Source organism: Sphingobacterium sp. BIGb0165 (genome assembly GCF_024810095.1).
GTDB lineage: Bacteria > Bacteroidota > Bacteroidia > Sphingobacteriales > Sphingobacteriaceae > Sphingobacterium > Sphingobacterium detergens.
The window spans coordinates 15,618-41,955 of the sequence record NZ_JANUEB010000004.1; the positions used below are offsets into that span (position 1 = coordinate 15,618).

Annotated in this window: 29 protein-coding genes; 20 read left to right on the forward strand and 9 right to left on the reverse strand. The window is 44.6% G+C overall.

Annotated features, from left to right (window positions below):
* Positions 1-6 precede the first annotated feature (6 nt).
* The 3 genes from M2408_RS09385 to M2408_RS09395 all read right to left on the reverse strand — a co-directional run bounded on the left by M2408_RS09385 (position 7) and on the right by M2408_RS09395 (position 1,903).
* A complete protein-coding gene (locus M2408_RS09385) occupies positions 7-321 on the reverse strand; it encodes a hypothetical protein (protein ID WP_259181168.1) in 315 nt (104 codons plus the stop codon).
* A 119-nt stretch (positions 322-440) separates the two neighbouring features.
* On the reverse strand, positions 441-1,451 hold the full coding sequence (locus M2408_RS09390) for an AraC family transcriptional regulator (protein ID WP_259181170.1): 1,011 nt from the start codon (positions 1,449-1,451) through the stop codon (positions 441-443).
* A gap of 50 nt (positions 1,452-1,501) precedes the next feature.
* Positions 1,502-1,903 (reverse strand): hypothetical protein, encoded by a 402-nt coding sequence (locus M2408_RS09395; RefSeq protein ID WP_259181174.1) that lies wholly within the window; start codon positions 1,901-1,903, stop codon positions 1,502-1,504.
* Between the two features lie 274 nt (positions 1,904-2,177).
* On the opposite strand from M2408_RS09395, the gene M2408_RS09400 reads away from it, so the two are divergent.
* From M2408_RS09400 to M2408_RS09425, 6 genes are all read left to right on the forward strand, one after another.
* A complete protein-coding gene (locus tag M2408_RS09400) occupies positions 2,178-3,368 on the forward strand; it encodes a hypothetical protein (protein ID WP_259181176.1) in 1,191 nt (396 codons plus the stop codon).
* The gene (locus tag M2408_RS09405; RefSeq protein ID WP_259181178.1) at positions 3,331-3,777 is read left to right on the forward strand and encodes a helix-turn-helix domain-containing protein; all 447 of its coding nucleotides are present in this window, start codon (positions 3,331-3,333) and stop codon (positions 3,775-3,777) included. Before M2408_RS09400 ends, M2408_RS09405 begins: the two co-directional genes overlap by 38 nt.
* A 613-nt stretch (positions 3,778-4,390) precedes the next feature.
* Positions 4,391-5,035: a DUF6266 family protein gene (locus tag M2408_RS09410; RefSeq protein ID WP_223583110.1), complete on the forward strand. Its 645-nt coding sequence runs from the start codon at positions 4,391-4,393 to the stop codon at positions 5,033-5,035.
* Position 5,036: 1 nt separating this feature from the next.
* On the forward strand, positions 5,037-5,441 hold the full coding sequence (locus M2408_RS09415) for a DUF5675 family protein (RefSeq protein WP_259181181.1): 405 nt from the start codon (positions 5,037-5,039) through the stop codon (positions 5,439-5,441).
* Between the two features lie 356 nt (positions 5,442-5,797).
* A complete protein-coding gene (locus tag M2408_RS09420; RefSeq protein WP_259181182.1) occupies positions 5,798-6,034 on the forward strand; it encodes a hypothetical protein in 237 nt (78 codons plus the stop codon).
* The gene (locus M2408_RS09425) at positions 6,021-6,194 is read left to right on the forward strand and encodes a hypothetical protein (protein WP_259181184.1); all 174 of its coding nucleotides are present in this window, start codon (positions 6,021-6,023) and stop codon (positions 6,192-6,194) included. The genes M2408_RS09420 and M2408_RS09425 overlap by 14 nt, the downstream gene beginning before the upstream one ends.
* A gap of 152 nt (positions 6,195-6,346) precedes the next feature.
* Here M2408_RS09425 and M2408_RS09430 read toward each other — a convergent pair whose 3' ends face one another.
* Positions 6,347-7,189, reverse strand: a complete 843-nt coding sequence (locus tag M2408_RS09430; RefSeq protein WP_259181185.1) for an AraC family transcriptional regulator — start codon at positions 7,187-7,189, stop codon at positions 6,347-6,349.
* A gap of 88 nt (positions 7,190-7,277) precedes the next feature.
* Between M2408_RS09430 and M2408_RS09435 the strand changes: the two genes are divergently transcribed.
* Positions 7,278-8,225 carry an NADP-dependent oxidoreductase gene (locus M2408_RS09435; protein ID WP_259181187.1) on the forward strand — a complete coding sequence of 316 codons (948 nt, stop codon included), beginning with the start codon at positions 7,278-7,280 and terminating at the stop codon, positions 8,223-8,225.
* Between the two features lie 142 nt (positions 8,226-8,367).
* On the opposite strand, the gene M2408_RS09440 is transcribed toward M2408_RS09435, so the two are convergent.
* Positions 8,368-9,516, reverse strand: coding sequence for an NAD(P)-binding domain-containing protein (locus M2408_RS09440; protein WP_259181188.1), 1,149 nt, complete (start codon positions 9,514-9,516; stop codon positions 8,368-8,370).
* Positions 9,517-9,605: 89 nt separating this feature from the next.
* On the opposite strand from M2408_RS09440, the gene M2408_RS09445 reads away from it, so the two are divergent.
* The 8 genes from M2408_RS09445 to M2408_RS09480 all read left to right on the forward strand — a co-directional run bounded on the left by M2408_RS09445 (position 9,606) and on the right by M2408_RS09480 (position 14,650).
* The gene (locus M2408_RS09445) at positions 9,606-10,259 is read left to right on the forward strand and encodes a hypothetical protein (RefSeq protein WP_259181190.1); all 654 of its coding nucleotides are present in this window, start codon (positions 9,606-9,608) and stop codon (positions 10,257-10,259) included.
* On the forward strand, positions 10,256-10,534 hold the full coding sequence (locus M2408_RS09450) for a helix-turn-helix transcriptional regulator (RefSeq protein WP_259181192.1): 279 nt from the start codon (positions 10,256-10,258) through the stop codon (positions 10,532-10,534). The genes M2408_RS09445 and M2408_RS09450 overlap by 4 nt, the downstream gene beginning before the upstream one ends.
* 151 nt (positions 10,535-10,685) lie before the next feature.
* Positions 10,686-11,066: a hypothetical protein gene (locus M2408_RS09455; RefSeq protein WP_259181194.1), complete on the forward strand. Its 381-nt coding sequence runs from the start codon at positions 10,686-10,688 to the stop codon at positions 11,064-11,066.
* Positions 11,067-11,121: 55 nt separating this feature from the next.
* Positions 11,122-11,508: a DUF6266 family protein gene (locus tag M2408_RS09460; protein WP_259182122.1), complete on the forward strand. Its 387-nt coding sequence runs from the start codon at positions 11,122-11,124 to the stop codon at positions 11,506-11,508.
* The gene (locus tag M2408_RS09465) at positions 11,505-11,651 is read left to right on the forward strand and encodes a DUF5675 family protein (RefSeq protein WP_259181196.1); all 147 of its coding nucleotides are present in this window, start codon (positions 11,505-11,507) and stop codon (positions 11,649-11,651) included. Before M2408_RS09460 ends, M2408_RS09465 begins: the two co-directional genes overlap by 4 nt.
* Before the next feature lie 545 nt (positions 11,652-12,196).
* Positions 12,197-12,403 carry a hypothetical protein gene (locus M2408_RS09470; RefSeq protein ID WP_259181198.1) on the forward strand — a complete coding sequence of 69 codons (207 nt, stop codon included), beginning with the start codon at positions 12,197-12,199 and terminating at the stop codon, positions 12,401-12,403.
* Positions 12,390-12,572 (forward strand): hypothetical protein, encoded by a 183-nt coding sequence (locus M2408_RS09475; protein WP_259181200.1) that lies wholly within the window; start codon positions 12,390-12,392, stop codon positions 12,570-12,572. Before M2408_RS09470 ends, M2408_RS09475 begins: the two co-directional genes overlap by 14 nt.
* Before the next feature lie 239 nt (positions 12,573-12,811).
* Positions 12,812-14,650: a glycoside hydrolase family 2 protein gene (locus tag M2408_RS09480; RefSeq protein WP_259181202.1), complete on the forward strand. Its 1,839-nt coding sequence runs from the start codon at positions 12,812-12,814 to the stop codon at positions 14,648-14,650.
* An 85-nt stretch (positions 14,651-14,735) separates the two neighbouring features.
* Here the strand turns inward: M2408_RS09480 and M2408_RS09485 are convergent, their stop codons facing one another.
* From M2408_RS09485 to M2408_RS09495, 3 genes are all read right to left on the reverse strand, one after another.
* On the reverse strand, positions 14,736-15,887 hold the full coding sequence (locus tag M2408_RS09485) for an iron-containing alcohol dehydrogenase (protein ID WP_259181206.1): 1,152 nt from the start codon (positions 15,885-15,887) through the stop codon (positions 14,736-14,738).
* A 69-nt stretch (positions 15,888-15,956) separates the two neighbouring features.
* On the reverse strand, positions 15,957-17,027 hold the full coding sequence (locus M2408_RS09490; RefSeq protein WP_259181208.1) for an AraC family transcriptional regulator: 1,071 nt from the start codon (positions 17,025-17,027) through the stop codon (positions 15,957-15,959).
* Between the two features lie 70 nt (positions 17,028-17,097).
* Positions 17,098-17,346, reverse strand: a complete 249-nt coding sequence (locus tag M2408_RS09495; protein WP_259181209.1) for a hypothetical protein — start codon at positions 17,344-17,346, stop codon at positions 17,098-17,100.
* A 296-nt stretch (positions 17,347-17,642) separates the two neighbouring features.
* Between M2408_RS09495 and M2408_RS09500 the strand changes: the two genes are divergently transcribed.
* Genes M2408_RS09500 through M2408_RS09520 form a run of 5 tightly spaced genes read left to right on the forward strand, consistent with a single transcriptional unit; the run spans position 17,643 to position 25,855 of the window.
* The gene (locus tag M2408_RS09500; protein WP_120257189.1) at positions 17,643-18,170 is read left to right on the forward strand and encodes an RNA polymerase sigma-70 factor; all 528 of its coding nucleotides are present in this window, start codon (positions 17,643-17,645) and stop codon (positions 18,168-18,170) included.
* Positions 18,171-18,214: 44 nt separating this feature from the next.
* Entirely contained in the window at positions 18,215-19,267 is a 1,053-nt protein-coding gene (locus M2408_RS09505; protein WP_259181213.1) for a FecR family protein, read from the forward strand.
* Positions 19,268-19,306: 39 nt separating this feature from the next.
* A complete protein-coding gene (locus tag M2408_RS09510; protein ID WP_259181215.1) occupies positions 19,307-22,552 on the forward strand; it encodes a TonB-dependent receptor in 3,246 nt (1,081 codons plus the stop codon).
* A gap of 29 nt (positions 22,553-22,581) precedes the next feature.
* Positions 22,582-23,946 (forward strand): RagB/SusD family nutrient uptake outer membrane protein, encoded by a 1,365-nt coding sequence (locus M2408_RS09515; RefSeq protein WP_259181217.1) that lies wholly within the window; start codon positions 22,582-22,584, stop codon positions 23,944-23,946.
* Positions 23,939-25,855 carry a TlpA disulfide reductase family protein gene (locus tag M2408_RS09520; RefSeq protein WP_259181218.1) on the forward strand — a complete coding sequence of 639 codons (1,917 nt, stop codon included), beginning with the start codon at positions 23,939-23,941 and terminating at the stop codon, positions 25,853-25,855. The genes M2408_RS09515 and M2408_RS09520 overlap by 8 nt, the downstream gene beginning before the upstream one ends.
* A gap of 131 nt (positions 25,856-25,986) precedes the next feature.
* Here the strand turns inward: M2408_RS09520 and M2408_RS09525 are convergent, their stop codons facing one another.
* Complete coding sequence (locus M2408_RS09525) at positions 25,987-26,283, reverse strand: hypothetical protein (protein ID WP_259181219.1); 297 nt, start codon at positions 26,281-26,283, stop codon at positions 25,987-25,989.
* Between the last annotated feature and the right edge of the window lie 55 nt (positions 26,284-26,338).

A 26,338-nucleotide genomic window follows, 5' to 3' on the forward strand; every position in this document is an offset into this window, starting at 1 on the left:
TGAGATTTATCTGGTTTCACAGTATCCTGTCGGATGTGGCTGAAACGCCTTACGATGCCACCCCTTTTTGAGTAAATGCTGTATCGTACCGCCTCGCGGGAATGTCGTAAACCTGCGTCCATGCCGGTCACGTACAGGGCCGGCACAGCAGCAGGTCATTGACCGCAGGAGGTTCATCTTTGAAGGACCAGAATACTTCAAGTGCAACAATTGTGATGGCCACTGCCGATATGGGGTTCTCAAATCCACGGCGAATGGTTTCTCGTCTAAAGAATGCATCCTGACTCGTTCTGTACGCTGTATATGCTCTTGCCCTGTCATACTTTTTTGTTTCTAAATTCACCCAGTCCTAGGGGTATATATTTCATTAATCCTAAGATAGAGGCAAAAATGTCCTGTTTTTTGATTGAATACAGACTTTGATTTGGTCAAACCCATAATTAATCTCCAGCCTTGGGCGGCAATATCGATCTGATGTATTCACTCGGCGTCAGGCCGGTATGTCCCTTAAAGAAATGGCAGAAGCTGGACTGGTCACTAAAGCCACATCGGCTGGTGGTTATTTTGATCGATAGTTTTTGTCCGAGGCAATGTTTGGCTTTTTTCAATAGCTCCTGACTACTATACGCTTTGATCGGTAGCCCATAGCGCTCCTTGTGGAGATAATTTAAATACTGAGATTCAATAAATAGGCTTTCGGCAATATGGCTGATCAACACAGGTCCGTCAGTTTCGGCGATCCGGGTGCTGATCAGCTCCCGTGCCAGACGTACGATCAGATCGGGGTGGCGCAATAAGCCCTTTGCTTTGAGCATTTTGTCTTTGCTCAAATAAAGCAGCTCCTGAATTTTTTTTAGGATACATAATTTCGGGATCAGGGGCTTTTTGAGCAATTCAATACTTAGCTCGCCGAGGATACGTCGAGTATGTTCCATGGCCTCAAAATCGAGGCTTACGCGATATTGCACATGCTGCTGCCTATTGGCAGCCACAACTTCGTCCAAATAATCAAAGCCTGACAAACCATTCAGGTCGAGCAGCTCCAAGGGTAATGTAAACCCTTGGATATGATACTTGCCGGGCTCAAAATGTAAGGTAATAATCGTAATGGGGGCATAGAAAAATGCCCCATGAAAAGGACGGAGGTGAAACTCTTCCTGAACCTGGGGCTGATGATAATGCACGGGCTGCCGCCCCTCCAAGTGATAAAGTAGGTGGGTCTGTGGGCTTAGGATCTCAAAACTGATCTGGGTAGAGGTGCTGGCCTCGATGAGGTAACTGTAACTCTCGAGATTGCCTGTTTTTAAATATTCTTCATAAATACTGATCTGGTTATTGCTGAGCAGTCTTGTTCGGCTACCTGGTAGCCGTTGAATAAAGGATTTTGTGAGCGTACTCTTGCTCACAAAATCCATTTCTGCTTCTATCAACTTGAATGACTCGGATGACATATAGCTGTTGATTTTGGAGAATTTCCATGTTTGTTTCGGAGAAACATGGACTAGCGGTATGCTGTATTCCGGTAAACAATGCGGATAGAAAAATAACCTGTCGGCAATAAGCTGTTGGCGAAAGGTTGGTTACTGGATGAATTGTATCGTGATAGGATGATGTCCTTGGGTGTATCTTCCTCCTCATCGGCCGAACTGCTCTCTTTTTGGAAATCGACAGGCAGATTGTTAATCCAGCTATCGGCGATACCGATGCTAAGTGCTGTTTTGAGTGCGGTGGACATATTATTCAGATATTGGATCTGACTGAGGCTGAGGTCAAAGTAGGTCAGCATAAAACCCGCAAAATCGCTCATCACAAAATTGATGATGGCAAGACGGTCGTCAAAAATGGTTGTCAATACTTCTTCTTGCAGGTCGAATACACCTGCCGTGTTAAATGTTCTTTTCATATTTTTCTGTTAGATTAAAACCACAAATAAACCCTCAAATACTGCGAAAAGCAAGCCCTTGGATCAGATATGACAGGATTCCGTAAATTTTGACGGAATGTTTCAAATCGAAATAAATTGGTAATTAAAGGAAATTTTGTAAATTTGAGATAAGTGTTTTTTGCAGGGGTGATCCTGGTAAGAGGGGGATGTATGGTAGTGTGATGCGATAATACTCCTTAAAACACGTGTTTATTTGCTTTAAAGCCAATTACCTAAAGACTATCTAACAATTATGTGGCCTGAAAAATTAAAGAAAAGTAAAGGGGGATTTTCGTATTTATTAAATGATACTGCTGGACAAAAGAGCGGAATATTCTTTTACCTGGTTTATATTTTCTTTTGCAGCATCTTCTCACTGTGGATAAATCTGGGATCTGCAGGGCTTGATGTGGCTGAGCGTATGGCAAGTAAGCGCTTTATATCGGTATGGATCGGTACGATATTGTTGCTGATGGTCTATGCCGTTCTGATTAAATATATACATACAGCTTTGGTAAACCGTCGAAGATTTACAGGGAACGCTAAGCTGAATTTTATCATCTATATGCTGTACTCGTTAGGCATTATCCTGGCCATTCATGGGCTTATACTTGAAGTTTTACTGCCCGATAAGCCAGGATTGATCTTGTTTTCTTATGCTTACCTGACTACTGACTTCTGGTTTTTCTTTCCGATAGTGGTCGGCTATATACTGTTTATCCACTGGTTTCCCGGATGGGCATTGCTGCAATTGCCGCTATTTGGGCAGCTTAAAATTCATAAGACTATCCCAGAGCCTGTAGCTCCTCCTACTGAAGTACTGTTATTGACGACGGGGGTACAATCTGGGGAGCATCAGGCTGCAGATGAAAGTCAAAATATGGTAGTTCAGTTGGATGAAAGTTTAATGGAGCCGCCATTGGAGGAAATCGCTCCAACAGCGATAGGCTTTTGGCATCAAAATGAGATGGTATCACAGGATACACTACTGGATTTATGGAAGCGGGATCGGGATAGACCTGCATTGATGGTGTACCTGCTGCGCAAATGGAAGATTGAAGAGTTAATAGACTATACGACAATAAAATGTCTGCATGCTGTGATCATCTATAAAGAACAGCGTACCGCGGATGTGTATATGCATGATGGCAAATTCTGCCGGATAGACGTGACCACCAAAGAGCTGCAGGAAAATCCCTGGCTGGTCAAAATACGGGCGCGGGTGTATGTCAATATGTTGTACTTTCGGGTGCCAGTAAACCGGCCTAATAAGTTGGAACTCAATGCTGAGATAAAGGAGAAACTGGAACGATGGTTGCCGGAGGACAAACTCAAAAGGTTGATCACGCCCTCCCGTGACCTCAGCAAAAACTTAAAAGATTTTTGGGGAATATTAAAATCGCTGGATGAAACAAAATTGGAGGAAGAGTTTAATCTGGCTTAAAATGGATGTATTGTTTAACGCTGTGGTGATGGGGCCCCTGTACAATGCCAATTGTGTGAAGCGGCTCGTTTCGGCGACCAGCATGTCTAATTGCATGGTTATGTTAAATTTAATGAACCGCATATGTGACCTTTTGGAGGTCATATCTTCTTTGCTGCAAGCAATCTTGAAGTATATAACAGAAGAAATGAATAAAGTTCCGGCAGGAACAGTGGAAATACCTGCCGAACTGGAACATATGCTTGATATCGCTCATGTACTCGATAAATTGGGTATTTCTGAATCGAAGTATTATCGGCTGGTCCGCGAGGGAAAGCTCAGGCCGAGGAAGCTTGGCAAACGGCATTATTACTACCCGTCGGACCTGCATCAGCAGCTTGAAGAGAGTAGGCGGAAGGGGCGGATTTAACTTGTTTTCAAGGGGGAGCCATTCGGCTCCCTTTTTAGTATTGGGCATTTTGCCAATGCGGGTTTATAAAATATATTTTTATTTTTTCAATCGCCGGGTTATGTGCTGGATTTACCGGCACATTCCTGCCGATATTCGGCTCGCTTTCGACAGCGCTTCGGCCCTCGCTTGGCTCCGCTTCGGGGCAGCTTCGGCCCATGCTCGGGTCTCCTTCGGGTGGGCTTCGAGAGCTCTTCGGCTCGGCTTCGACTTCCAGCCGAACAGTACCCGAACAGCAGCCGAGGCGGAGCCGAACCTGTCCGCACCCCGAGTCGAGCAGGGCCCGAAGGGCAGCCAATAACTACCCCAATAGTAGCCGGGCCACCGACCTCGTGGGATGGTAAATTCCAGGTCTTTCCTAATGCCAAATTCCCTGAATGGCTGCGCCAATCTCTTATCAAACTCTCAATCTATTGCTGTAATCTGACAGGCAATGACAGTGCTCCCAATCATATAAAATTAATCCCTGTACTTCTTCGTTTAAGACCAAAAGTCCTCCTAATTTAGCTCTTGCTAGCAAAACAAAGACTGCTCATGACAGTCGTAATTGTTTATAAATCAAACATGTATAATCATGGCAAGATTCTTAAAAGGAATACACGGGGCCTACTCTGGGAAAGTGGGAAGTGTAATAGGAAGTAGTTGGCGAGGAGTGGATTATGTACGCTCACTCTCCAAGATCTCAAACAAAAAAGCAAGTGAAGGACAGATTGCCCAACGGGCTAAATTTGCAATGGCGGTAGCCTTTCTGTCGCCGATCATGGATCTGCTCAACCTGGGCTATTCGGACAAGTTGCAGGGAAAAGCAACGGGTTACAACAAGGCGCTGCAATATCTGATGAACAATGGTGGAGTGACGGGTACTTACCCAACGCTGGAAATCGATTATTCAAAGATCGTTATTGCGAAAGGCTCATTGTCCAACCTGATGGCGCCCGAATGGTCAGAACCTTTTCCGCAGGAGATTGCCCTGACATGGGCACCGGAGCTCAACAAATACAACTCCTTTGCTGATGATTCGGTCATCCTGTTGATGTACAACAAGAACAAGAATTTCTTCAGTATTCTGGAGTCTTCGACAAGGGCGGCAGCGAATCTGAGTTTCACGCTACCGGCAAGCTACGCGGGTGATGTACTCGAAGGCTGGGTCTTTACAGGCCATCGGGATGGTGTCAAGACTTCACCGAGTTTCCACCTGGGCGAACTGACCATTAGCTAACATGGCTGTCCAACACACCCTGCTGCTCCAACGAAAGTATGGAGCACAGGGAACCAATGGAGCCGTCAGCTATCAGGGGGAGCATATCTGCCATACGATTGAATTGCCAGATCTTAGCAACCTCCCTCGGATCAGCTGTATTCCTGTCGGTCGGTACAGGCTGGAAAAGCGGCGTTACCCCAGACATGGGGAGCAGATCGGTATCCCCAATGTGCTGGGCCGTGAAGCAATACTGATCCATGCAGCTAACAATGCGATGAAAGAGCTACATGGCTGTATCGCACCGGTAACGACCTTAACAGGTGAAGGTACTGGTGATTACAGTGGTAAAGCTTTAGCAAAACTTAAAGCATTGGTGTATAGCCTGTGGGATATGGGGGATGAGGTGTATTTGAATATTCGATAAATGTAGGGCCGGAATAGATCATTGCATTCTTTGGTGTCATCTTTCTAGTTATCTGGCTATATGAATCAAACTCGCTGCGCTCAGACAGTGATTCATATTGACGCCAGATCCCGTCAAAGCTTGACAGTCAGAACGCTATATTTTCTATTCCTGGCCCTTCATATTTATCGAAGCTGTTGTTGGGTGGATTGAAGTCGAAATGCTAGGCTTTCAATTCTCTGTCCTCGATTATTGATGAAGCCATACTATTCCTAGCCCTCCTATATTGATCGAATAGAGAGGGGGATGATTGGATGACGGTCAGTCGGAATATAAGGCTTTGACCGTTCATCCAGTCTCTTTAAAAACAAATATGTATGAAAAAAATCTTAAATAAAATTGGGCAGGTGCTGCAGGTGGTCCTCGCAGCGCCGGTCAAACTGCCGGGTAAGACAGCGAATATCTTAAAATATATTGCTGTGGGGCTAGGCGTATTGGAAACAGTCCTGGAAGAGGATAAGCCACCACCCGAAGGGATAGATCAGCCGGATGGCAATGCTGATCCAGGCGATAGGGCTATGGAGGAAAGGAGCGAAGCCGATGAAAATCAATGATATGCGTATCTCTGCGATTGGCGGTACCATCTGTTCCATCTGGGCTAGTTTATCACTGGATGATGTGCTTAGCACGATGCTGACTGCGGCTATAGGTACGCTTGTCAGCTTTGCCACAAGCCGCATGATCGGTAGATGGAACAATAGGGGGCGAAAATGATACTTGATGGTATTAACTGAGTAAAGCGCGCTCCTGCAGTGCGCTTTACTTGTTTAAGTCCAATTTGCCTTTCAATTCCGTCAATGATATTCGCTTGGGACACGCCAGTCGTATACTTGTCGATACAACATTGGGTAATGCATCTCCAAGTATCAATCAGCAACTTTAATAGCTGAATCACGGTATTGCTTTAAACTCATTCCTTGGTGTCGCTTGAAAAACTTATTAATATGACTTTCGTCTGCAAAACCGAATTCATCCGCTATTTCGTGCACTCTTTTATCGCTAAAACGTAAGCGATGTTCAATAAGCCTGATTCGATACGAGGAGATATATTGCTGAAGGGATTCATTGCATTGTTTACGGAAATAGCTGCCCAAATAAGTTGGAGAAAGATCGAATCTTTCCGCTATGACAGCGATTGTCAAACGTGCTGGATAACGAATATGTTCTTGAATATAATCCAATATCTGCAAAATACGATTGTCTGCATGTGGACTTATATTTTTGGGTTTAATAATGGCAATATTTCGTGCAGCAATGACAATCAAAGCATTGACTAAATGCCGAACCAGATCTTCCGTATATACAGATTCTTGGATGAGCGTTTGTTGTAAGTGTTCAATCAATGAGCTAACCATTTTCTTATCTTCTTGGTTGATCAACACAGATCCAGATAAATCCGACGCATTGTATAACAGACATTCGATATGATCAATACTTTTCCATTGATATTCTCGCACATAGTATTCTCCGAAACGGATAACCATAAATTCACAAATACGATCAAGATTAAATGAATGGTAATCATTTGGCGGGATGAGAAAAAGATCACCGGGCTCAAACGGAAGTTCGTTACCATTGATGCCATGTACGCCATTCCCAGATAGTACATATACAAATTCAAAAAAATTAAACTGTCGATCCCGAAGTGGACAACAATTTACTTTTTCATAATATACCTCCAGCGATTTAGAAATATTTTCTCTTGCCATAAATGCAAATATACCCAAATGTACTCGATATATACCTGTTAATTGGTGCTATATAGGGCTAATTTTGTGTAATTCAACGTAAGTATAAATGAAAGCGATAGTTTTAAAAGAGTTTGGAGATACAGAAAATCTCCTTTACAAAGAGATTGAAAAGCCTTTAATTAGGGCTAATGAGGTTTTGGTCAAAGTGAAAGCCATAAGTATTAATCCAGTAGATTGTAAAGTAAGAAATCGACAAGCTCCTTTGGCAGAAGATTTGGCACATTTTGATCCTTTAATTTTAGGTTGGGATATTTCGGGAGAAGTTGTGGAAATAGGAACAGATGTTACCGAATTTACAATTGGGGAAGAAGTATTTGGTATGGTCAATTTTGTAGGTCATGGAAAAGCTTACGCCGAATACGTGGCAGCTCCAGCTGATCATTTAGTGCTGAAACCCAAAAACATCACGCATATTGAAGCAGCGGCTAGTACAATGGCTGCCTTAACGGCATGGCAAGCTTTTGATAGTTATGGAAAACTGAGATCAACAGATAGCGTATTAATTCACGCTGCTTCAGGTGGTGTTGGTCACTTTGCTGTACAGATTGCCAAATATTTGGGAGCCCATGTGATTGGCACTGCATCTGCCCCAAACAGGGATTTTGTTTTGGGATTAGGAGCTGATGAATATTTTGATTACAGAATGACGCCATTTGAAGAGGTGCTACACGATCTTGATTTTGTAGTAGAAGCGATTGGAGGGGCTAACTTTCAAAAATCCGTACAAGTATTAAAGCCATTCGGAACCATTGTAGCCTTAAATTCAGGATACACAAACGAGGATGAACAGAAAGCGAAGGAAAAGCAACTTCATGCCTGCTATTTTATGGCAGTATATTCCAGTAAAAAAGATATGGATATTATAGCTTCTCTTTTGGAACGAGGTATATTAAAACCACACGTTTCGCATGTGTTCGATTTTGATGAAATGGCTCAGGCACATTTGCAAATAGAAACGGGACGAACTGTTGGGAAAGTGGTCGTGACTTTATAAAAAACATAGATAAAGGGCAAATCCTGCCCTTTATCTCCTAATTTATCTCTTCTAAAAGCTGCTGCACTATTTTTTGTGCGTCTTCGCCAGCACCAAATACCAATCCCGATTTTTTCTTTCTCAACCAAGGAAAACCGACACATTATAATCCGCTTATTATTTTACCTTCGAAATGTTTGGGTTTTTCCATTTCATCACATACTTTGCTGTCGATATAGCTAAAATCATAACCAAATCCTGTCGCCCAAATGACTGTGCTAATATATTCATCGGGAAGAAGTAACTTGACAATATCCGAGGCTGAGACACTAACCTTATCTGGTAAGTCTGCGTCATCTGGTTCTGCACCGGCATGGATAATTTCGGGATGATCTTTGAGAAATTCATCTATACTATTTTTGATATATGTTGATGTCTGGTCGGCAAAATGGATATGCTCTTTGGCATTGTCTTCAAAATAACAACAGTCACCTTTTATTTCTTTCAGACTTCCCAAAATTTTGACGCCTATACGGTTTAGGGACTGATAACTGATGGTATGTCCACGCTGTCCCATCCCCGAACTTTGCGGCTGTGTCGCATTGAGTTTGGGATTCTGCTGGAGTTGTGCTGCAGTGATGTCTTGTACTCCCATTATATTCAGCCATTCCATCACATCTCTTCCTCTGTAGCGCCTAGGGGCACGAGGTACTTTGCTACTGGCCATATATACTTTTTTACCTGCCAAGGCTAATTCTTCGGCGATCTGACAGCCCGATTGGGCGCCACCAACGATCAGAATGTTCCCTTGGGGCAATTGCTCCGGATTTTTATAGGCTGACGCATGTAGCTGTAGTATATTTTGAGGAATCAATAGGGACAGATAAGGTAGCTTGGTCTTGTTCATCATGCCCGAAGCAATAATGACAGCCTTCGCCCGCCATTGTACCTGTTGTCCATTATTTGTAGTGGTAACGACAAATTTTTTATTTTCTATCTGAAAGTTAACAACCTTATAACCCTCTTGTACGGGGAGTTGAAATGTATTGACATATTTTTTTAGATAGGAGACAAACTCATCTCGACTCATAAAATCCTCACGCTGTTTTTCGCAGATGTCTGCTCCAGGCAGTGAGGTCATCCAATTCGGTGTATTCATCTTAAATGAATCCCATCGCTGTGAAATCCACGAAAAACCTATTTTATTACTTTCAAATACGAGATGCTTCACCTTTTCCTTTTGAAGAAAATAACTGGCAGACAGCCCTGCCTGTCCGGTACCTATGATAATGACTTCTTGTGCTAAATCCATAACATGCAAAATAATATTATTTAACTTTATTCAAAGTTGACACTATCCAGAAGTAAACGGGTAACGTAATCCGAACTAAAAACTACGTGATGAAGCAAAAAACAAACAGTATTCTTATTGAACGGGAAAATTTACAGAACGGATTTTTTAGTGCGTACACTGAAAAGGAAAATATAATAGGATGTAATTCAGACGGTCATTTCTCTTTTTTGGAAACAAGCTTTGACAACTTACAGTTCATTCATTGCGACTATACCTTATTTGATAGCAAAGACGTTTGCGTAAATATTGATAGCGAGGTGCTTGAAATGCATTTTTGCCTTTCGGGAGAAAGCAAATTGTTGAAAAAAAATGAAAATGTACTGTTAAAAACAGGTCATCATATGTTGAGATTTCAAAGTAGTCAACAGCAGGAAATTTTGATGTCGCCAGCTGAAAAAGCTCGTTTTTATGAAATAAGAATCGGCTTTTCGCATTTTGAAAAATTAATGGGAGATTTCTGTCCGCATTCTTCCAGAATGTTTTCAAATACTCCCTTTGCTATTACGCCGGAGATGTATGCTATCGTCTCGCAATTGACAAATACCGCCTATTCAGGCCAAATGAAAACCTTGTTTCTGGAGGCTAAGATGACAGAGTTATTTTTATTGCAATTACAACAGCAAAGACAATTTTCCGAAAAAAAACTTTTTCATTTAAGAAATCTGATAAAGATAGAATCTACCATGCCAGACAACTGTTGAAAGAGCATCTGAATGAATTTGTCACAATTTCAAGACTGGCTCAATTGGTCGGTATAAATAAGCGAAAATTGGCGCTGGGATTTAAAGAGATTTTCGGATATACGGTATATCAATATATTATCGACCTAAAGATGCAGACAGCAAAAAGCTTACTGCTAGATGGCAATATGAATGTTAATGAAGTAGCTTATCACATCGGTTATCAAAACTCGCAACATTTTATCTCGGCATTCAAAAGGAAATTTGGAATTTCTCCCGGAAAAATGAAAGCGTAAGCTTCCATTCGTTTTGCTAATCCTCTACATTTTTTCTAAGTTTACGGACACTCTCTAGCGTGTATGATGAAAATAAATTATAGTATACTGGACGAAAAAGAACTCCTTCGGTGTAAAAATTACTTTTATTGGAAATAATATTTTTGTTAGGATGAAATTATATGGTTATTTAAAGGGACTGTCTACTGTGTTATTGCTGTCCTTTAATACGCAACAAAATCCTATCCATAAAAAATGGAAGCTTGTTGCCGAGGAAAGATCCTATTTGAATTTTGATTATACAAGACATGAAGGCTCCAGGGATAGACTTGATTCCATTCAAAATGAAACAGTGCAATTCTTGCCAGATGGAACATTTAAATCGGGTGATGGCAATGGTCGTTATACGCTTACGAAAGATTCGATAAAGCTGCGCCTTAATGGGAAGGAGAGGGGTTTTAAATACGTTCTAAATCAATCAAAATTAATCATGGAAAGTGATATACGGGAAAGCCGCTTTATCTTGCGGTTTCGACTGCATATGGAAGAATGACGCAAGATTAAGGTGCATAAGCTCAATAGCTGTGTAGACCTATGTGGATGAATGAATTCTCGGATATTTACTTAAAGTAGCGATCAGACATGAAGAGGGTGGACCTGTCGTGGATCCTGCTCTGGTCCTTCTCAGTGAAGGTTCGTTGTGGGGTGTCCTGCGCGCGCAAGTACATCGCTACAGCGACCGCATTGAGGTAACCCATACAATGACCTACTCAGGATTGGTGAATGGCGACGACCAGCTGATCCTCTGCGTCTATCAGGTGGAGAAGGGCTATGCCTACGTCAATGAGCAGACCTGGCAACGCCAGCAGGAGCGCGTAAGTGTGCCGATACCCGAAGGATTCCGCGAGGATGGATTCCATCTTTATCTATTGCTGTCAGATAGAAAAAGCAACAAATATTCACGATCAAAATATCTGGGTTATTCAACGATATGAAAACAAAACATATCCTGCTGCTCCAACGGAAATATGGAACACAGGGAACTAACGGCACCATCACCTATCAAGGCGAAGAAATTTGCCATACGATCGAGCTGCCCGACCGAAATAATATCCCACTGATAAGCTGTATCCCATAGGGCAGTATAAATTGGAAAAACGGCGCTACCCCAAGCATGGCGAATAAATTGATATCCCCATCGTGCTCGGTCGAGAGGCGATCCTGATCCATGCTGCTAACAATGCATCGAAAGAACTGCAAGGCTGCATAGTTCCAGTCGTTACATTAACCAATTAAGGTAGAATGGATTATATCTATATGTCTTTAGCGAAACTTAAGGCACTGGTGTATAGTCTGTGGGATATGGGGGATGAGGTGTATTTGAATATTCGATAGCAATGGGAGGACATGAATTTTTCGCTGCATTCCTTTGTGCCATCTTCTTAGCAATCTGACGGCATAAATCAAACTCGCTTCGCTCAGACAGTGATTTATGTTACCGTCATATTGCGTCAGCGATAGGCAGTCGAAATGCTATGCTTTGAATTCTTTGTCCTCTCATATTGCTCGAATAGAGAGGGGGATGGTTGGATGACGGTCAGTCGGAATATAAGGCTTTGACCGTTCATCCAGTCTCTTTAAAAACAAATATGTATGAAAAAAATCTTAAACAAAATCGGGCAGGTGCTGCAGGTGGTCCTCGCAGCGCCGCTCAAACTGCCGGGTAGAGCAGTGAATATCTTAAAATATATTGCTGTGGGGCTAGGCGTATTGGAAACAGTCCTGGAAGAGGATAAGCCGCCGCCTGAAAGTGTTGATCAGCCGGATGGTAATGCTGATCCAGGCGATAGGGCTATGGAGGAAAGGAGTGATGCCGATGAAAATCAATGATATGCGTATCTCTGCGATTGGCGGTACCATCTGTTCCATCTGGGCAAGTCTCTCTCTGGGTGATGTGCTGCAGACGGTATTGACCGCTGCACTGGGTACCATCGTGAGCTTTGCGACAAGCAGGCTCCTGGGACGCTGGAATAAAAAGGCTGGGAATAAGAAACTTTAAGTAGTATGGGAGGGCTGGATTAGTTTTAATTGAAAGGTCGGGATTAAAGGTCTCGACCTTTTTTATTGCCGTAGTATTGTTTCCTGGCCCTGGTTGTGGATCTCGGCCAATTACGCTGTTTATTGATTAATAATTCGATTTAGTTGCTTGTTTTCTTATATTTGAGTTATAAACTAACCTTCGCTTATAACTGAATTGAAATGATGAACGGAATGAAATGTCGACTGATAATCCTACTCATGGCGTACTTAACACTCGAAGTGGCAAAAGCGCAATCCCTAGCTGATTTTACACTGCCCAGCCCCTGGACGGCCGAGGCATTAAAAGCCGAGACACCGCTGCCGGAATATCCGCGTCCGCAAATGCAGCGTAGCGAATGGCAAAATCTCAACGGAAGATGGGATTACATGGGCGGCAGTTCGCTGCAAGATCCGCGTCAAGCTGGCGCTCCACCAACATTTCCGGCAAAAACCGAATCAATCCGTGTGCCTTTTGCTCCCGAGTCGGAACTCTCCGGAATTGCCCGGAGCGGGGAGAAATTTCTCTGGTACAGACGTGCTCTTACCATTCCATCCGCATGGAAGGGTAAACGTATTTTATTGCATTTCGGTGCGGTGGATCAGTATGCGGTGATCTTTGTTAACGGTAAAAAGGTGGGTGATCATACAGGTGGATACCACGCTTTTAGCCTGGATATTTCGGATTTTCTAAAGGCGGGCGACAATAGCCTTGTCGTTGGAGCCTACGACGCAAATGATGGTAAAACAGCATCTGGAAAGAATGGTGATAAAGGTGATTATACGTTTAGCTCCGGCATCTGGCAAACAGTCTGGATAGAACCTGTACAGCAAAAATACATCACCCAGCTGAAACTGATCCCTGAGCTGAAAAATAACCGCTTGCAGCTAACGGCGCTCACCCAAGGCAAAGACCTCAGGGTGGTTGCCACCGCGTATTCGGATAAAAAGCAGCTGGCGACAGCGACAGGAACGGATCACAACGCATTTTATCTCGATATCAGCAATCCACATTTATGGAGCCCCGAAGATCCTTTTCTCTATCAGCTGAAAGTAGAACTTAAAGATAAAGAAGGGCGTACAGTGGATCAGGTAGACTCGTACTTCGCGATGCGCTCCATCGGTATCGGTAAGGTGGACGGCATCAATAGGACCTTGTTAAATGGCAAATTTCAATTTCAGATCGGCGTGCTTGATCAAGGCTATTGGCCTGATGGCATTTTTACGGCACCGACCGAAGCGGCTTTGCTGTACGATATTGAACTGGCGAAAAAGGCTGGATTTAACGTCATCCGTAAACATATCAAAGTGGAGCCCATGCGCTGGTACTATCACTGTGACCGGCTTGGCTTAATGGTCTGGCAGGATATGCCCAACCTGTGGTATCCGGACGATACGGATTCGGTAGCGGTACGTAAACAGTTTCGGACCGAACTGAAGCAAATGATGGATCAGCTAGTTAGTGTTCCCTCGATCGTCACGTGGGTGCCTTTCAATGAAAACTGGGGAGCATTTGAAGTGGCAGATATAACCAAATGGACAAAAGCATATGATCCTACGCGCTTAGTAAACGGCAATTCGGGGTATAATTACGCCCCCGGATATCGGCCTGCACAGGGTGATCCCGGTAACGGCGACTTTGTGGACAGGCACCACTATGGAAAGATGGAAGATAAAGCATTTCCGCAACCGGACGAAAATCGGGCTGCATCGTTGGGCGAATTCGGAGGAAAGGGTCTTTTTGTGCGCGATCATATGTGGCCTGTGGCAAATAACGCTTACGAGATCCTCATCAATAGGGATATACTCTCGGATACCTACGTTTACCTGCTCAATGAGATTGAACAGCGTATGTTGTACAGCGGTTTAAGCTGTGCGATCTTTACACAAACTTCAGATGTGGAGCATGAAATAAACGGGTTGGTGACCTATGATCGGCAGGTGGAAAAGTTCGACATGAAGAAAGTGAACGGGATAAATCAGGCAATCATCCGTAACAGCGAAAGAATAGGCAAAAAGAAAAAAATCAGTTCAATTTCAAGGCTGTATCCGGTGGAATAGCCGTAGCTCAGTCCTGGGTAGCTCCTGGATATATAAGCTGAGCGCACGATGTTGTAGTGCGCTCAGCTTATCAACTCAGCATGTATTAACCGTTAAAAACAACACCTTCGTAACAAGCATTATAGATGGCTTTGAGCTCTTCCAATACCGGAACCCGTGGGTTAAATCCTGTACATGGATCTAGCAACGCGTTGTTTGTGATGTAATCGATGTTTTTCTCCCAATCTGCTTTGGAAATACCAAATTCTTTGATGGACGAAATATTGTTGACCTCAGCACGTAGCGTTTCAATGGCCTGTGCCAGTTCCTCAGCAGTTTCTTTGCCGATCGCCTTCGCTAAATCAGGAAAACGCGTAGATACTTTGGCATTGTAACGGATGACATTGGGTAAGAAGATCGCATTCGCAGCGCCATGCGGAATACCGTACAATGCGCCTACCTGATGTGAGAGCGAGTGAACAATACCTAACCAGGCATTGTTAAATGCCAGACCGGCCATAAAGGATGCGTCGTGCATATTTTGGCGGGCCCGGATGTTTGTTGGGTTGCTGACCGCTTCTCTTAAATTATTGAAAACGATCTCTAGACCGCCTTTGGCCAGTACATCAGCGTAATTGTCATCAATATTCGATACATAGGCTTCCACACAGTGGGTCAGCGCATCCAGACCGGTATTTGCAGTGATATGCGCGGGCATGGAAGCACAGACTTCGCCGTCCACGATAGCGATATCGGGTGTCAGTTCGTAAGAGACAATAGGGTATTTGACGCCTTTTTCCCGGTCAGTGATGACCGCCAGGCCGGTTGTTTCGGTACCTGTACCACTCGTGGATGGAATCGCGATAAATTTTGCCTTGTTTCTCAAGCTAGGGACCGTAAAGGGTTTGACCAATGCATCGAAATCTGCATCCGGATGTTCGTAGAATACCCACATCATTTTGGCGGCATCAATAGCCGAGCAGCCCCCAAGGCCAACGATCCAGTCCGGTTGAAAGGCAAGCATCGCCTCGGCTCCCCTGAAACTTGTCGCCGAGGATGGATCTTCCTCTACACCCTCAAAAACGAATGTTTCAAGACCTGCTTCTTCCAAAAAAGCAATTGTTCTATCCAAGGTTCCGCTTTTACGCATCGAATTTCCTCCGGTCACGATGAAAGCTTTTTTACCTTTTACATGTTTCAGTTCTTCAAGGCTTCCCGCACCATGGAATACTTCGCCTGCAATAAATAATTTGCTCATGTTTCTATCTTTAAATTTTATGTCGCAAAGATAGGGCGGCCATAAGGCTCAGTTATTACACAAACGGGCCTACGTGTTATACATTTGAGCCAGCTCGTTCTGTAGCTGGGTGGGTGTTTCATTGAGTTTTGCTTTCACAAATTTGTTGAGTGCCGCCGGAGAGTTGAAGCCCAGATCAAAGGCAATTTCTTTGTGAGTAATGTCCGCAAACATCAGCTGGCGTTTGATTTCGGTCAGGATCCGCTTGTGAATGGTATTGATCGCTGTATCGCCGCAGTGTTTTTTGCTGATGGCATTTAGCCTTTTGGGGGTGATATGAAGCTGGTCGGCATAGTACTGCACCGATCGCTGTTCTTTGTAATTTTCATGCAGTAATTTTTTGAACTCGATATACAGATGCTGGTCTGCGGTCTTATTTCCCAGGACGGGATGCTGACCGTGTACCGATTCGATGAGTTTGAGCAAAAAGATCTTGATGTAAAAGCGTGCTTCTTCCTTGCGGACCAAACTCGGATGTTCATAGATATTTTTGATCAGCTGGATCGTATGTATGCTTTCGGCAAATTCCGTTGCGGATAGGACCGTGTTATTCAGCTGGGTCGAAAGGTTGATGTTATAGGGGCTCAACTCATTTTTGAGGATATCCGAACAGAATAATACCTCTTCAAATAAGATGATTTTGCCGGTCACCTGCTTCGAAATGGCCTGAATGGCGTGGACCTGGTTGGGGAAGATAACCGAAATCCGGCTGCTGTTCAGGATGTATTGCCGGTCTTCGATCTGTAGTTTTAAGTCGCCGCGCTGGATCACTAAAATGCAAAAGTGATCTTTTTGATGCGGTTCTGTATAGGCATGTATATGTTCAGCATCCAGATCAAATACCCGGAAAGATAGTTTCTCATCTTCTATTTTTTTGATCTGTTGTTTAAGCTGTAATCGTTCCATCAAAAATTGCTGTTGTTTAAAAAGAAGGGCAAAGTTAGGGATTTTAAATTCAGCCCCACAGCGTTGCTGCATCATGCATATGACATTTTCTCGGGATCTGCCGTAGCTTTCCGACAGGTATACGGAAAAGGCAGCCTCCTCTGGCTGCCTTTCCTCGCGCGTGTATTTTACCGTAATCATCCAGTTGTGCTGCATCCTTCTAACAGGTTAGTGAAACAACACATTCTTCCGATTGCGTATTGAATTATAAATTGATCAAACGATATTAATGGCTCAGCTGTAATTTTCCGATAAAGGGACGGCTATCGATGGTCATAATAGCTTCTTTAATGGAATAGCATAGCTGGTAGTTTTCGCTCAGCATTTTTTTGCTAGATTCTATTTTGCTGTTTTCAACCTTATCGACAATCCAGGTTGGGTTTAACGGATCTGAATTAAATTTGGTGATTAAAACTGTAAATCCTTCTTTCTGAGCACTGATTAAAGTGTCTTTTGTGATGTCTACTATTTTCATAGTGAGATAAGATACGAAAAAAATGGGAAATAGGCTTTGCTTCGTTTAGTTGATGGCCTTATCAACATCCTTACAATTGAACGAAAATGGATCTTCTTTATGGGTTCCGGGGCCTAAAGTGTGAAGGTTCGACGATCGGTTTATCCATCGTGATTCAGATTGCGAATAAATTAAATGTAACAAAAGGCGGTCTTTGGTTGCATTATTCTACTGGTTTTATTAGAAATCCATCATAAATTGACTTTCCTAAAAATAAAGCCTAATTTTGAGTGATCAACAGTAACTAAACCATCAGAATGAATGTAGCACATGTCAGACAATTGTTTACCCAGCTTTACGAAGAAAATTGGGTGAAGTTGTATGTACATGTTTTCCGGATGTTAAATGATCGGGACGAGGCCCGTGATATTGTACAGGAAATATTTGCAAATCTCTGGGACCGTATGGAGCGGCTGGAAATCGAGCATTCGTATCAGGCTTATCTCTTTCGTTCTGCCCGTAATCTGGTGATCAACCGCATCGCAAGCCAAGATGTGGGACGTAAATATGAACATTACCTTGAACATGCTGCCCCAGCCCTTGAAATTATGCCCGACGAGTTGCTGCGGGAGAAAGAATTAGCCGAGCAGATCGATCAAGCGATTGAAAAGCTGCCGCGCAAAATGGCTTTGATCTTCAAAAAAAGCCGTTTCGAGCAACGGAGTTATCGGGAGATCGCCGAGGAACTTGATATCTCTGAGCAGACTGTCAAAAAGCAGATATACAATGCGTTGACAGTTTTAAGAAAAAAAATACGAACTATTTTCATTTTTTTCTACCACTAAGCGGGCGCTATCCTGTCTTCTAAACTGTAAACAGGATAGAACCTATGAAACAACGATTATCGAAACAATTACTGCAGAAGTATCAGCAGGGTATGTGCAGCGCCGAGGAAATTGCGTTTGTCGAAAGTTGGTACAATCAGCTTAGCAAGACAAATAACGCAAAAGATATCCCGGAACTTGATCTGGCTGCCGAAGATCGCTATTTCCAACAACATATTTTTGGGCCCGAATTGCGAGCCAATCGCCATAGGAGAGCCTACCTGAAGGTCGCGGCCAGTATTGTTTTCTTTTTGATGGCAGGAGCAGCGATGTATTTCTTTTCTGGGCGCCAGCGATCCCCAGAGCCACTGCCTTTTAGTGTCGGTCAATTCCAGGCCGATCTGCTGATCGGAAATGAAGTGGTCCGCCTGGACGAAAAGAAGCTGTTCAGCCCGGCATTGATGGAGCAGCGCAAGGGGGATCAAGTGGCAATCAAGACCAAAAAGGGGCAAGAATTCAAGATGGAACTTCCGGATGGTACGACAGTGTGGTTAAATGCAGACAGTAAGCTGGAAATCGGACCGGGATACAATCTACAGGAGCGCTCGGTATTCTTGGAGGGTGAAGCCTATTTTAAGGTGGCTAAAAATAAAGCGAAGCCCTTTATTGTTCATGTAGGCAAGACGAGCATTGAAGCCCTGGGGACAGCTTTCAATGTCAAGTTATACCCCAATGATAGTCAGCTCTTAACCACGCAGCTTGACGAAGGAAAAATACGTGTCAGCAATGCCGGCCTGCAGGAGATCCTGCTACCTGGACAGATCATCCAGCTGAATGTGCTGAATGGGGACTTCCAGCTGCAGCAAGAAAACAGGCAGCAGGATGCTGCCAACTGGAAAGATGGTTACTTTGAATTTGATCAGACACCTCTTCCTGAGATTTTGGCTGACCTGGCCCGTTGGTACAATTTTACCTATAGCCTGTCACCTGTCTATAAAAATAAAGTGCTTAGCGGAAAAATCAGCAAAAAAGAGTCCTTTGAGGAAGTGCTGAAGATATTGCGGTTCGCCGGCATAAATTATAAAATAGACAAGGACAGACTCTTACTTGTTCCCTAACCAAAGAAGAAACAAACGAATTTTCAATCTAAATACCCTATGAAACAGTCCGTAAAAACACTGCTATTTATGCTGATGCATGTCAATGGCTATGCCTTTAGCCAGCAGGGAGACAAGCCATCCAACCATGTTCAATTTAAACAGCTCGTCAAAGCTATCGAGCAGCGTAGCTATTATCGCTTTGTTTATGATCCCAATGAAATTAGCCCCGATCTGAATGTTGATGTCAATTTGAGCAATGCCAATATTCCTGAACTACTTAAACAGGCATTCTCAGCTAAAGGTATCCGTTATCAAATTGTCAAAAACACCATCGTGCTTCAGGGGAAAGCAGTTGGCAAAGCCCAGCAGGCTACGATCAGTGGTCGGGTCAGCAATGCTTCAGGTACAGCGCTTGAAGGGGTAAGTGTCCGTGTTAAAAACAAGGTCGTCAGTACGGTTACCGATGCCAGCGGCCGTTTTAGTTTAAATGGACTGCAGCAGGATGATATACTGCTCTTGAGTTATGTTGGCTACCGCAGCAAGGAAGTTAAGGTCGCGGGCAACGGCATCATTGACATAAGTCTTGAGATCGATCCTGGCAACCTGGATGAAGTGGTGGTGATCGGTTACGGTACGTCTTCGATACGCAAAAATACAGGTTCGGTATCCAGCGTGACCAGCAAGGAAATAGAGACCCAACCTGTATTGGACCCCTTAGCGGCATTGCAGGGTCGCGTGGCCGGACTCAATATAGCCTCTAATTCGGGGCTGCCGGGCAGCTCTTTTCAGGTGCAGCTGCGTGGTGTCAATTCACTGAGCAATGGCAGTAGTCCCCTCTACATTATTGACGGTATCCCATTTTCGGACGAAAGCATGAATCAGTTTGCCTCGGCCAATGGGAATCAAAGCCCGCTAAGCCTGATCAATCTAAAGGATATTGAACGGATCGATGTGCTCAAGGATGCCGATGCAACAGCCATTTATGGCTCCCGGGGTGGGAATGGAGTGATCCTGATAACCACGAAAAAGGGAAATAAAAGCGGACTTAAAATAGATTTTAATGCCAATATCGGCTCCGGTAAAGCCATTCGAAATCTCAAGATGCTCAACACGGAGCAATATTTGGAAATCCGTAAGGAAGGATTTAAAAACGATAATTGGACAGCGACGGCAGATAATGCGCCGGATCTACTGACCTGGGATCAGTCCGCTTACAGTGACTGGCAAAAAGAATTTTATGGTGCAAGTGCTCCTTTCTCAACGTATCAGTTGTCATTTTCCGGCGGAAACGAATATACCCAATACCTGGCCAGTGCCAATTTCAATCGCCAGGGTGATCCCTTGCCCGGTAATCAAAATTATCAGCGTGGGGGCGCGCTGTTGAATCTGTCTACGCAGTCCAAAGATCAACGATTTAAACTCAATAGCAGTTTCAACCTCAACCTGGACCGTAACAATACAGTGCCAACGGACATTGCTCAGTTTTATAACCTGGCGCCCAATTATCCCCTATACGATGAAAAGGGAGACTATTATTGGTTTCAGCAGAGCTTACAGAATCCAGCCGCCTACATGGAGCGGTCGAGTGTTTCTAAATCAAAATCCCTGCTCGCCAACTTTTCAGCCGAGTACGCGATCTTGCCCGAATTGGTCGCTAAAATCAATGTAGGGTATAACCTCAAAAGCATGGACCAGACACGTCTGCTGCCCAATGCCGGATTTAATCCATTGACAAGTACAGGCTCAACGGCCTCTTACGGGAACTCGGATTATCAGTCCTACATCGTTGAGCCGCAATTAAATTACAGCAAAAACTTTGGCAAACATGAATTTAAGTTCCTTTTGGGCGGTACCTGGCAGCAGCGGATCAGTGAAGGTAAATACCTGGATGGTAGCAGTTATCCAAGTGATTCCCAGTTAGCCAACATGGCTGCCGCAGGTGTCATTGCGATCCGCAACAATCAGTATGCGGATTACCGCTACCAGTCTGCATTTGGTCGTATCAATTATGCTTATGCGGATAGGTACCTTGTGAATGCCAGCTACCGAAGGGATGGCTCATCCCGCTTTGGGCCCAACAATAAGTACGGTAATTTTGGGTCGATTGGTGCCGCCTGGGTATTCAGTAGCGAAGAATTTTTAAAAGATCAGTCTATCCTTAGCTTCGGGAAACTGCGTGCCAGCTGGGGGGTGACGGGCAATGACCAGATCGGAGATTACCAGTACCTGGATACCTGGGGAACGGGCTTTGCCTATCAGGGCATCACCGGGCTTTATCCGACACGGGTGTTTAATCCCAATTTTGGATGGGAAGAAATTAAAAAGAAAGAACTGGGCCTCGACCTTGGCTTTTTCAGGGACCGTATTTTCCTCACAGCCAATTATTACAACAATAGATCGGATAATCAGTTGATCAATATCGTGCTCGCGCCGCAGACGGGCTATAATTCCTATTTTGGTAATACCCCGGCACTGATCGAAAATAAGGGCTTGGAGTTTGAGCTGAGCAGTGTGAATATCCAAAAAGAGAAGTTCAGCTGGAAAACCAATTTCAATATTACTTTTCCATCCAATACCCTGCTCGAATATCCTGGACTTGAAAATAGCAGTGATGCGAGGCGATACGTCATTGGCGAGTCCACACGTATCGTCCGTGGATTTCAGTTTACCGGAGTGGATCCGCAAACCGGGGTCGCTCAATTCCGGGATGTGGATGGCGATGGGAAGATCAGTGATTTCAATGACTATGTGACCTTGGGTTCACTGCTGCCCAAGTATTACGGTGGTATTGGCAATAATCTAAGTTATGGCAGTGTGAGCCTTGGATTCCTATTTCAGTTTGTCAAACAGGAGGGACCATCGGTTGGTTATGGCCCACAGGCAACGACCATTGGCGGATTGGCCAATCTGGACGAATATGTGTTGGACCGGTGGCAGCAGTCGGGAGATGTGACGGATGTGCCACGCGCTACCGCCAATAGCGCCAACGAAGCCAACGTGGCTTACCGCAATTACTACCGGTATTCATCGGCTGTATGGGACGATGCTTCTTTTATCCGCTTAAAAAATGTATCGCTCAGTTATGATATTTCCAAATGGAGCCAGAAGATCAATATCAGCCGGGCTCTGGTACAATTCAATGCGCAGAACCTCTTTACCTGGACAAGCTTTAGGGGGATGGATCCGGAGATGCCGGGTTTTGACCGCACGTATCTTTCGGATGTCAATCCATTTGGTTCGGTACGGAACAGCGCCACACCATCGATGCGTACCTATACTTTTGCGGTTCAGCTCACTTTTTAATGATCATAAAACGACTAAAGACTTATCCCATGAACAAATATATCATCTACAGCCTTTTTGCGACAGCACTGATGAACATATCCTGCAATAAATTCCTGGCAGTGGATCCACCCAAGACAGAAGTGGCGGCAGAGTCGGCCTTCAGTGACGAAAAGACGGCCACAGCAACAGTGGGCGGACTCTATACCAGTATGAACAACTACAATAACCAGTTCGCCAGTGGACTGATGACCATTGTGCTGTCCAGTCTGGCCGACGATTACAACTCAGCTTTTACAAGCTACGATGAGTACAAATACAATAAACTAAGTCCGGCGACCTCTTATCTCGATCGGCTCTGGTCGCAACCTTATAGCTATATCAATCACAGCAATAAGATTATCGAGGGAGTTGAAGCTTCGGCACTCAGCAGCACGGTAAAGGCACAGCTATCGGCTGAAGCCCGTTTTACACGGGTGTTCAATTACTTCTACCTGAGCAACCTCTTCAACAAAGTGCCCTTGATCACGGATACAAAAGATCTGGAGGCCAACAACCGAAAAGGTCCTGCCTCCCGGGAGGAGCTCTATGCGTTCATGGTGGAAGATCTGAAGAAAGCTGCTGCCGATATTGCTGACGCCTATCAGGGCAATGAGCGTACCCGCCCAAATAGAAAAGCGGTTGACGCGCTATTGGCCAGGGTATATCTTTATCATGCAGACTGGGCCAATGCCGAAGAGATGGCTGACAAAGTCATCGCTGATAATCGGTATGAACTGTCGCGTGATCTAAATACTGTTTTTTTGAAAACGAGCAAAGAGGCGATCTGGCAGCTGCAGACCGTTAATCTTTCTACTGCCGGGGTCAACACCTGGGAAGGTTTCAGCATCGTTCCTGCAGTAGCTACAGCACGGAGTTACTATCAGGTATATGATACTACGGTGGCGGCCTATGAAGAGAATGACTTACGTAAAGCCATGTGGTTAAAACCTTATGTTGTAAGTAATAAGACGCTTTATATGCCCTATAAGTACAAGGTGCGCACAGGCACACCTGTTACCGAATACAATACCGTGCTACGCCTTGCCGAGCAGTATCTGATCCGTGCCGAGGCACGCCTCAACCAAAATAAGTTGCAGGCGGCACTACAGGATATCAATCAGATCCGTGAGCGTGCAGGCCTTGTCGCGCTACCGCAAACGATGGACAAGGCGAGCATCGCCCTGGCGCTTGAAAAAGAACGCCAGCTGGAGCTGCTCGGTGAATGGGGCCACCGTTGGTTTGACCTGGTCCGCACGAACAGGGCCCTGCCTGTACTTTCAAAGGTCAAAACAGACTTTATTGAAAGCGACATCAAAATACCGATCGCCAGTGCTATTTTAATCACCAATGCTAACCTCCAACAGAATGATTAAGCCATTCAAATACGCCTTGCTGCTTTGCCTGCTCCAGGCAAGCCTGCTGTTGCAGGCACAAGTCAGCATAACGCCGGAAAAAGCAGCGGCCGGTGATACCGTGACCATCAGCTTTGATCCGGGTAAATCTGCTGCTGCTCATCGTGCAGGGCCGTTTTTCGTGGATTTCAACTATTCAAATTTTTATGAATTTCCGAGCCGGATGCCCATGCAGCAAGAAGGTGGACTGTGGCGTGTGCGCTTTAAACTGCCCGCCTACGCCAACTTTTCCTGCTTTACGATCGCCGACAAAGACAAGAAATTTGTACAGCAGGCAAGCGATAGCAGCCAATATGAGATCTACGTCTATAAACAGGGGAAACTGATCGCGGGTAATTACCTGGGAAAATCCTACAGCGTACCTATTCAGGATAAAACCTCGGATCATATCGTTGCTACACAGGAATATTACCTCAAAAAAGAGTTGGGTCTATATCCCGACAACTATGAGGCGCAGCTCCGTCTGATTGCGCTACAGATGAAAACCGGTAGTCCGGCTCAGCAGGCGCGGCTGTTGAAAAAGGGTTTGGCCGTGGTGGAAAAGAAATTCAGAAGCAATCCACTCGTTGAAGGTAACCTCAACAAGGTGACCATGGGCTACCTGATACTTGGCCAAAACCAAAAACTGGATTCGATCCGTCAGGTCGTGGTCAACGAGTTTCCCAACAAGAAGATCGGGCTGTCTTATCGGCTCAATAAGCTGTTTCGCGAGCAGGATTCCACTGCCGTGGTCGCGAAGATAGGGGAGCTTCTTTCCCTCAAAACGGCCGATAATGAGGCGGCCTATGGCAGCGCTTACGAATATCTTTTTACCTACTACGTGCGCCACGGCGACAGCGTACAGGCCCGGAAATACCTGCCCCTGATTACCCGTTGGGAACAAGATCCCTATAAATGGCGCACATATAATGAATATGTGCAACAGCTATTGGATCATAAGCTGATGCTGCAGGATGCATCCAAACTCAATTTATATCTACTTGATAGTGTTGCGGCCTACCCCGTGAGTCTAATACGTTATTTCCCGGAAACGGGTTATCTAATTGCCCACGATCCGGCCAAGGCCGATAAACTCAGGGCGATAAAAGCTGAAATTATGGCCAATCAGGGACTGATAACCGCGCAGCTAAATCAGCCCGAAGCAGCCCGAGAATGGTTTGCCAAAAGCATCCCTTCACTTGAATCGGCTGCGCTACTGCGGGCCGTTGCCCTGCAGTATCAGCAGTGGAATGATCCAGAAAGTGCTATACCCCTGTTGGGGGCAGCCTATCGGCATGCTCCTTTTGACCCACAGATCCGGCAGCTTCTCGACGGCGCGCTCGTTAAAACAGGGATGGGCAATGCTGCTGAACGGCAAGCTTATTTTAACAAGCTTGACAAGCAATGGAAACAGGGGTATTATGAGGAGTTTCAGAAAATCATCAGTAATACGCCATTTCCAGAAGACATCAGCCTAGTTGATATGGACAAGAAACCATTGCTTAAGGCGGAACTCATGGACAAGATTGTGATCATTGATTTTTGGGCCACCTGGTGTAAGCCCTGCATTGCCTCTTTTCCCTATTTACATCAGGTGTACAAAAAATATGCGGACGACCCGCAAGTGAAATTCGTTGTACTCAATTCGGGCAGTGGAAATAGCTGGGACGACGCCTACAAATGGGCGCAGGCCAATCCCCAATTTGATTTTCCATTTTATTACAACCAAGATAAAAAGCTCAGTAGCAAGCTGGATATCACGTCAATTCCGACAACGTTGATCCTGGACAAAAAAGGAAACATTCGTTTTCGAAAGGTGGGCTTTGAAGGTGAAAAGCTATTACAAAGCCTCGATGCCATGATCGAATACCTGAAAGAATTGGAGCAATAGGCTGTTGTTTTGACAGTGCTCCGCTTGCCTGAAGCCAGCTCAAGCAAAGGAATGAATAATTAGCACAATGAGCTGCAGCCCTGCTCGCTGTTCAGGATCATAAGACATCAATAAGGTTTTGTGATATTACCTTATTGATGTCTATTGCCTTTAGAATAATACGCAATGTTTTTGTTGATCCCTTGCGCTGCATCATTTCTGCTGGGCGATACCATGAGGGGGGCATATTGCAATGACACAATATCGATGCTGTCGATGTCGGGCATTTTAAGCGGGCGGTACCAAGAGGGCGGGTTCGTTAGATTACCCGTCTCTTTGCGATCTGTTTTTTCTGTTGATCCCTGTACAGAACGCTGTTTCCAGCTTCTGTATACAAGCAATGCTGCTCCAGCAACTGCCGTGATAATCAGTCCGATTTGTGCTTTCATACGTTCTTCTTTAAAAATTGAACCATATTCCTTTTAAAATGAACAATACTCTTAT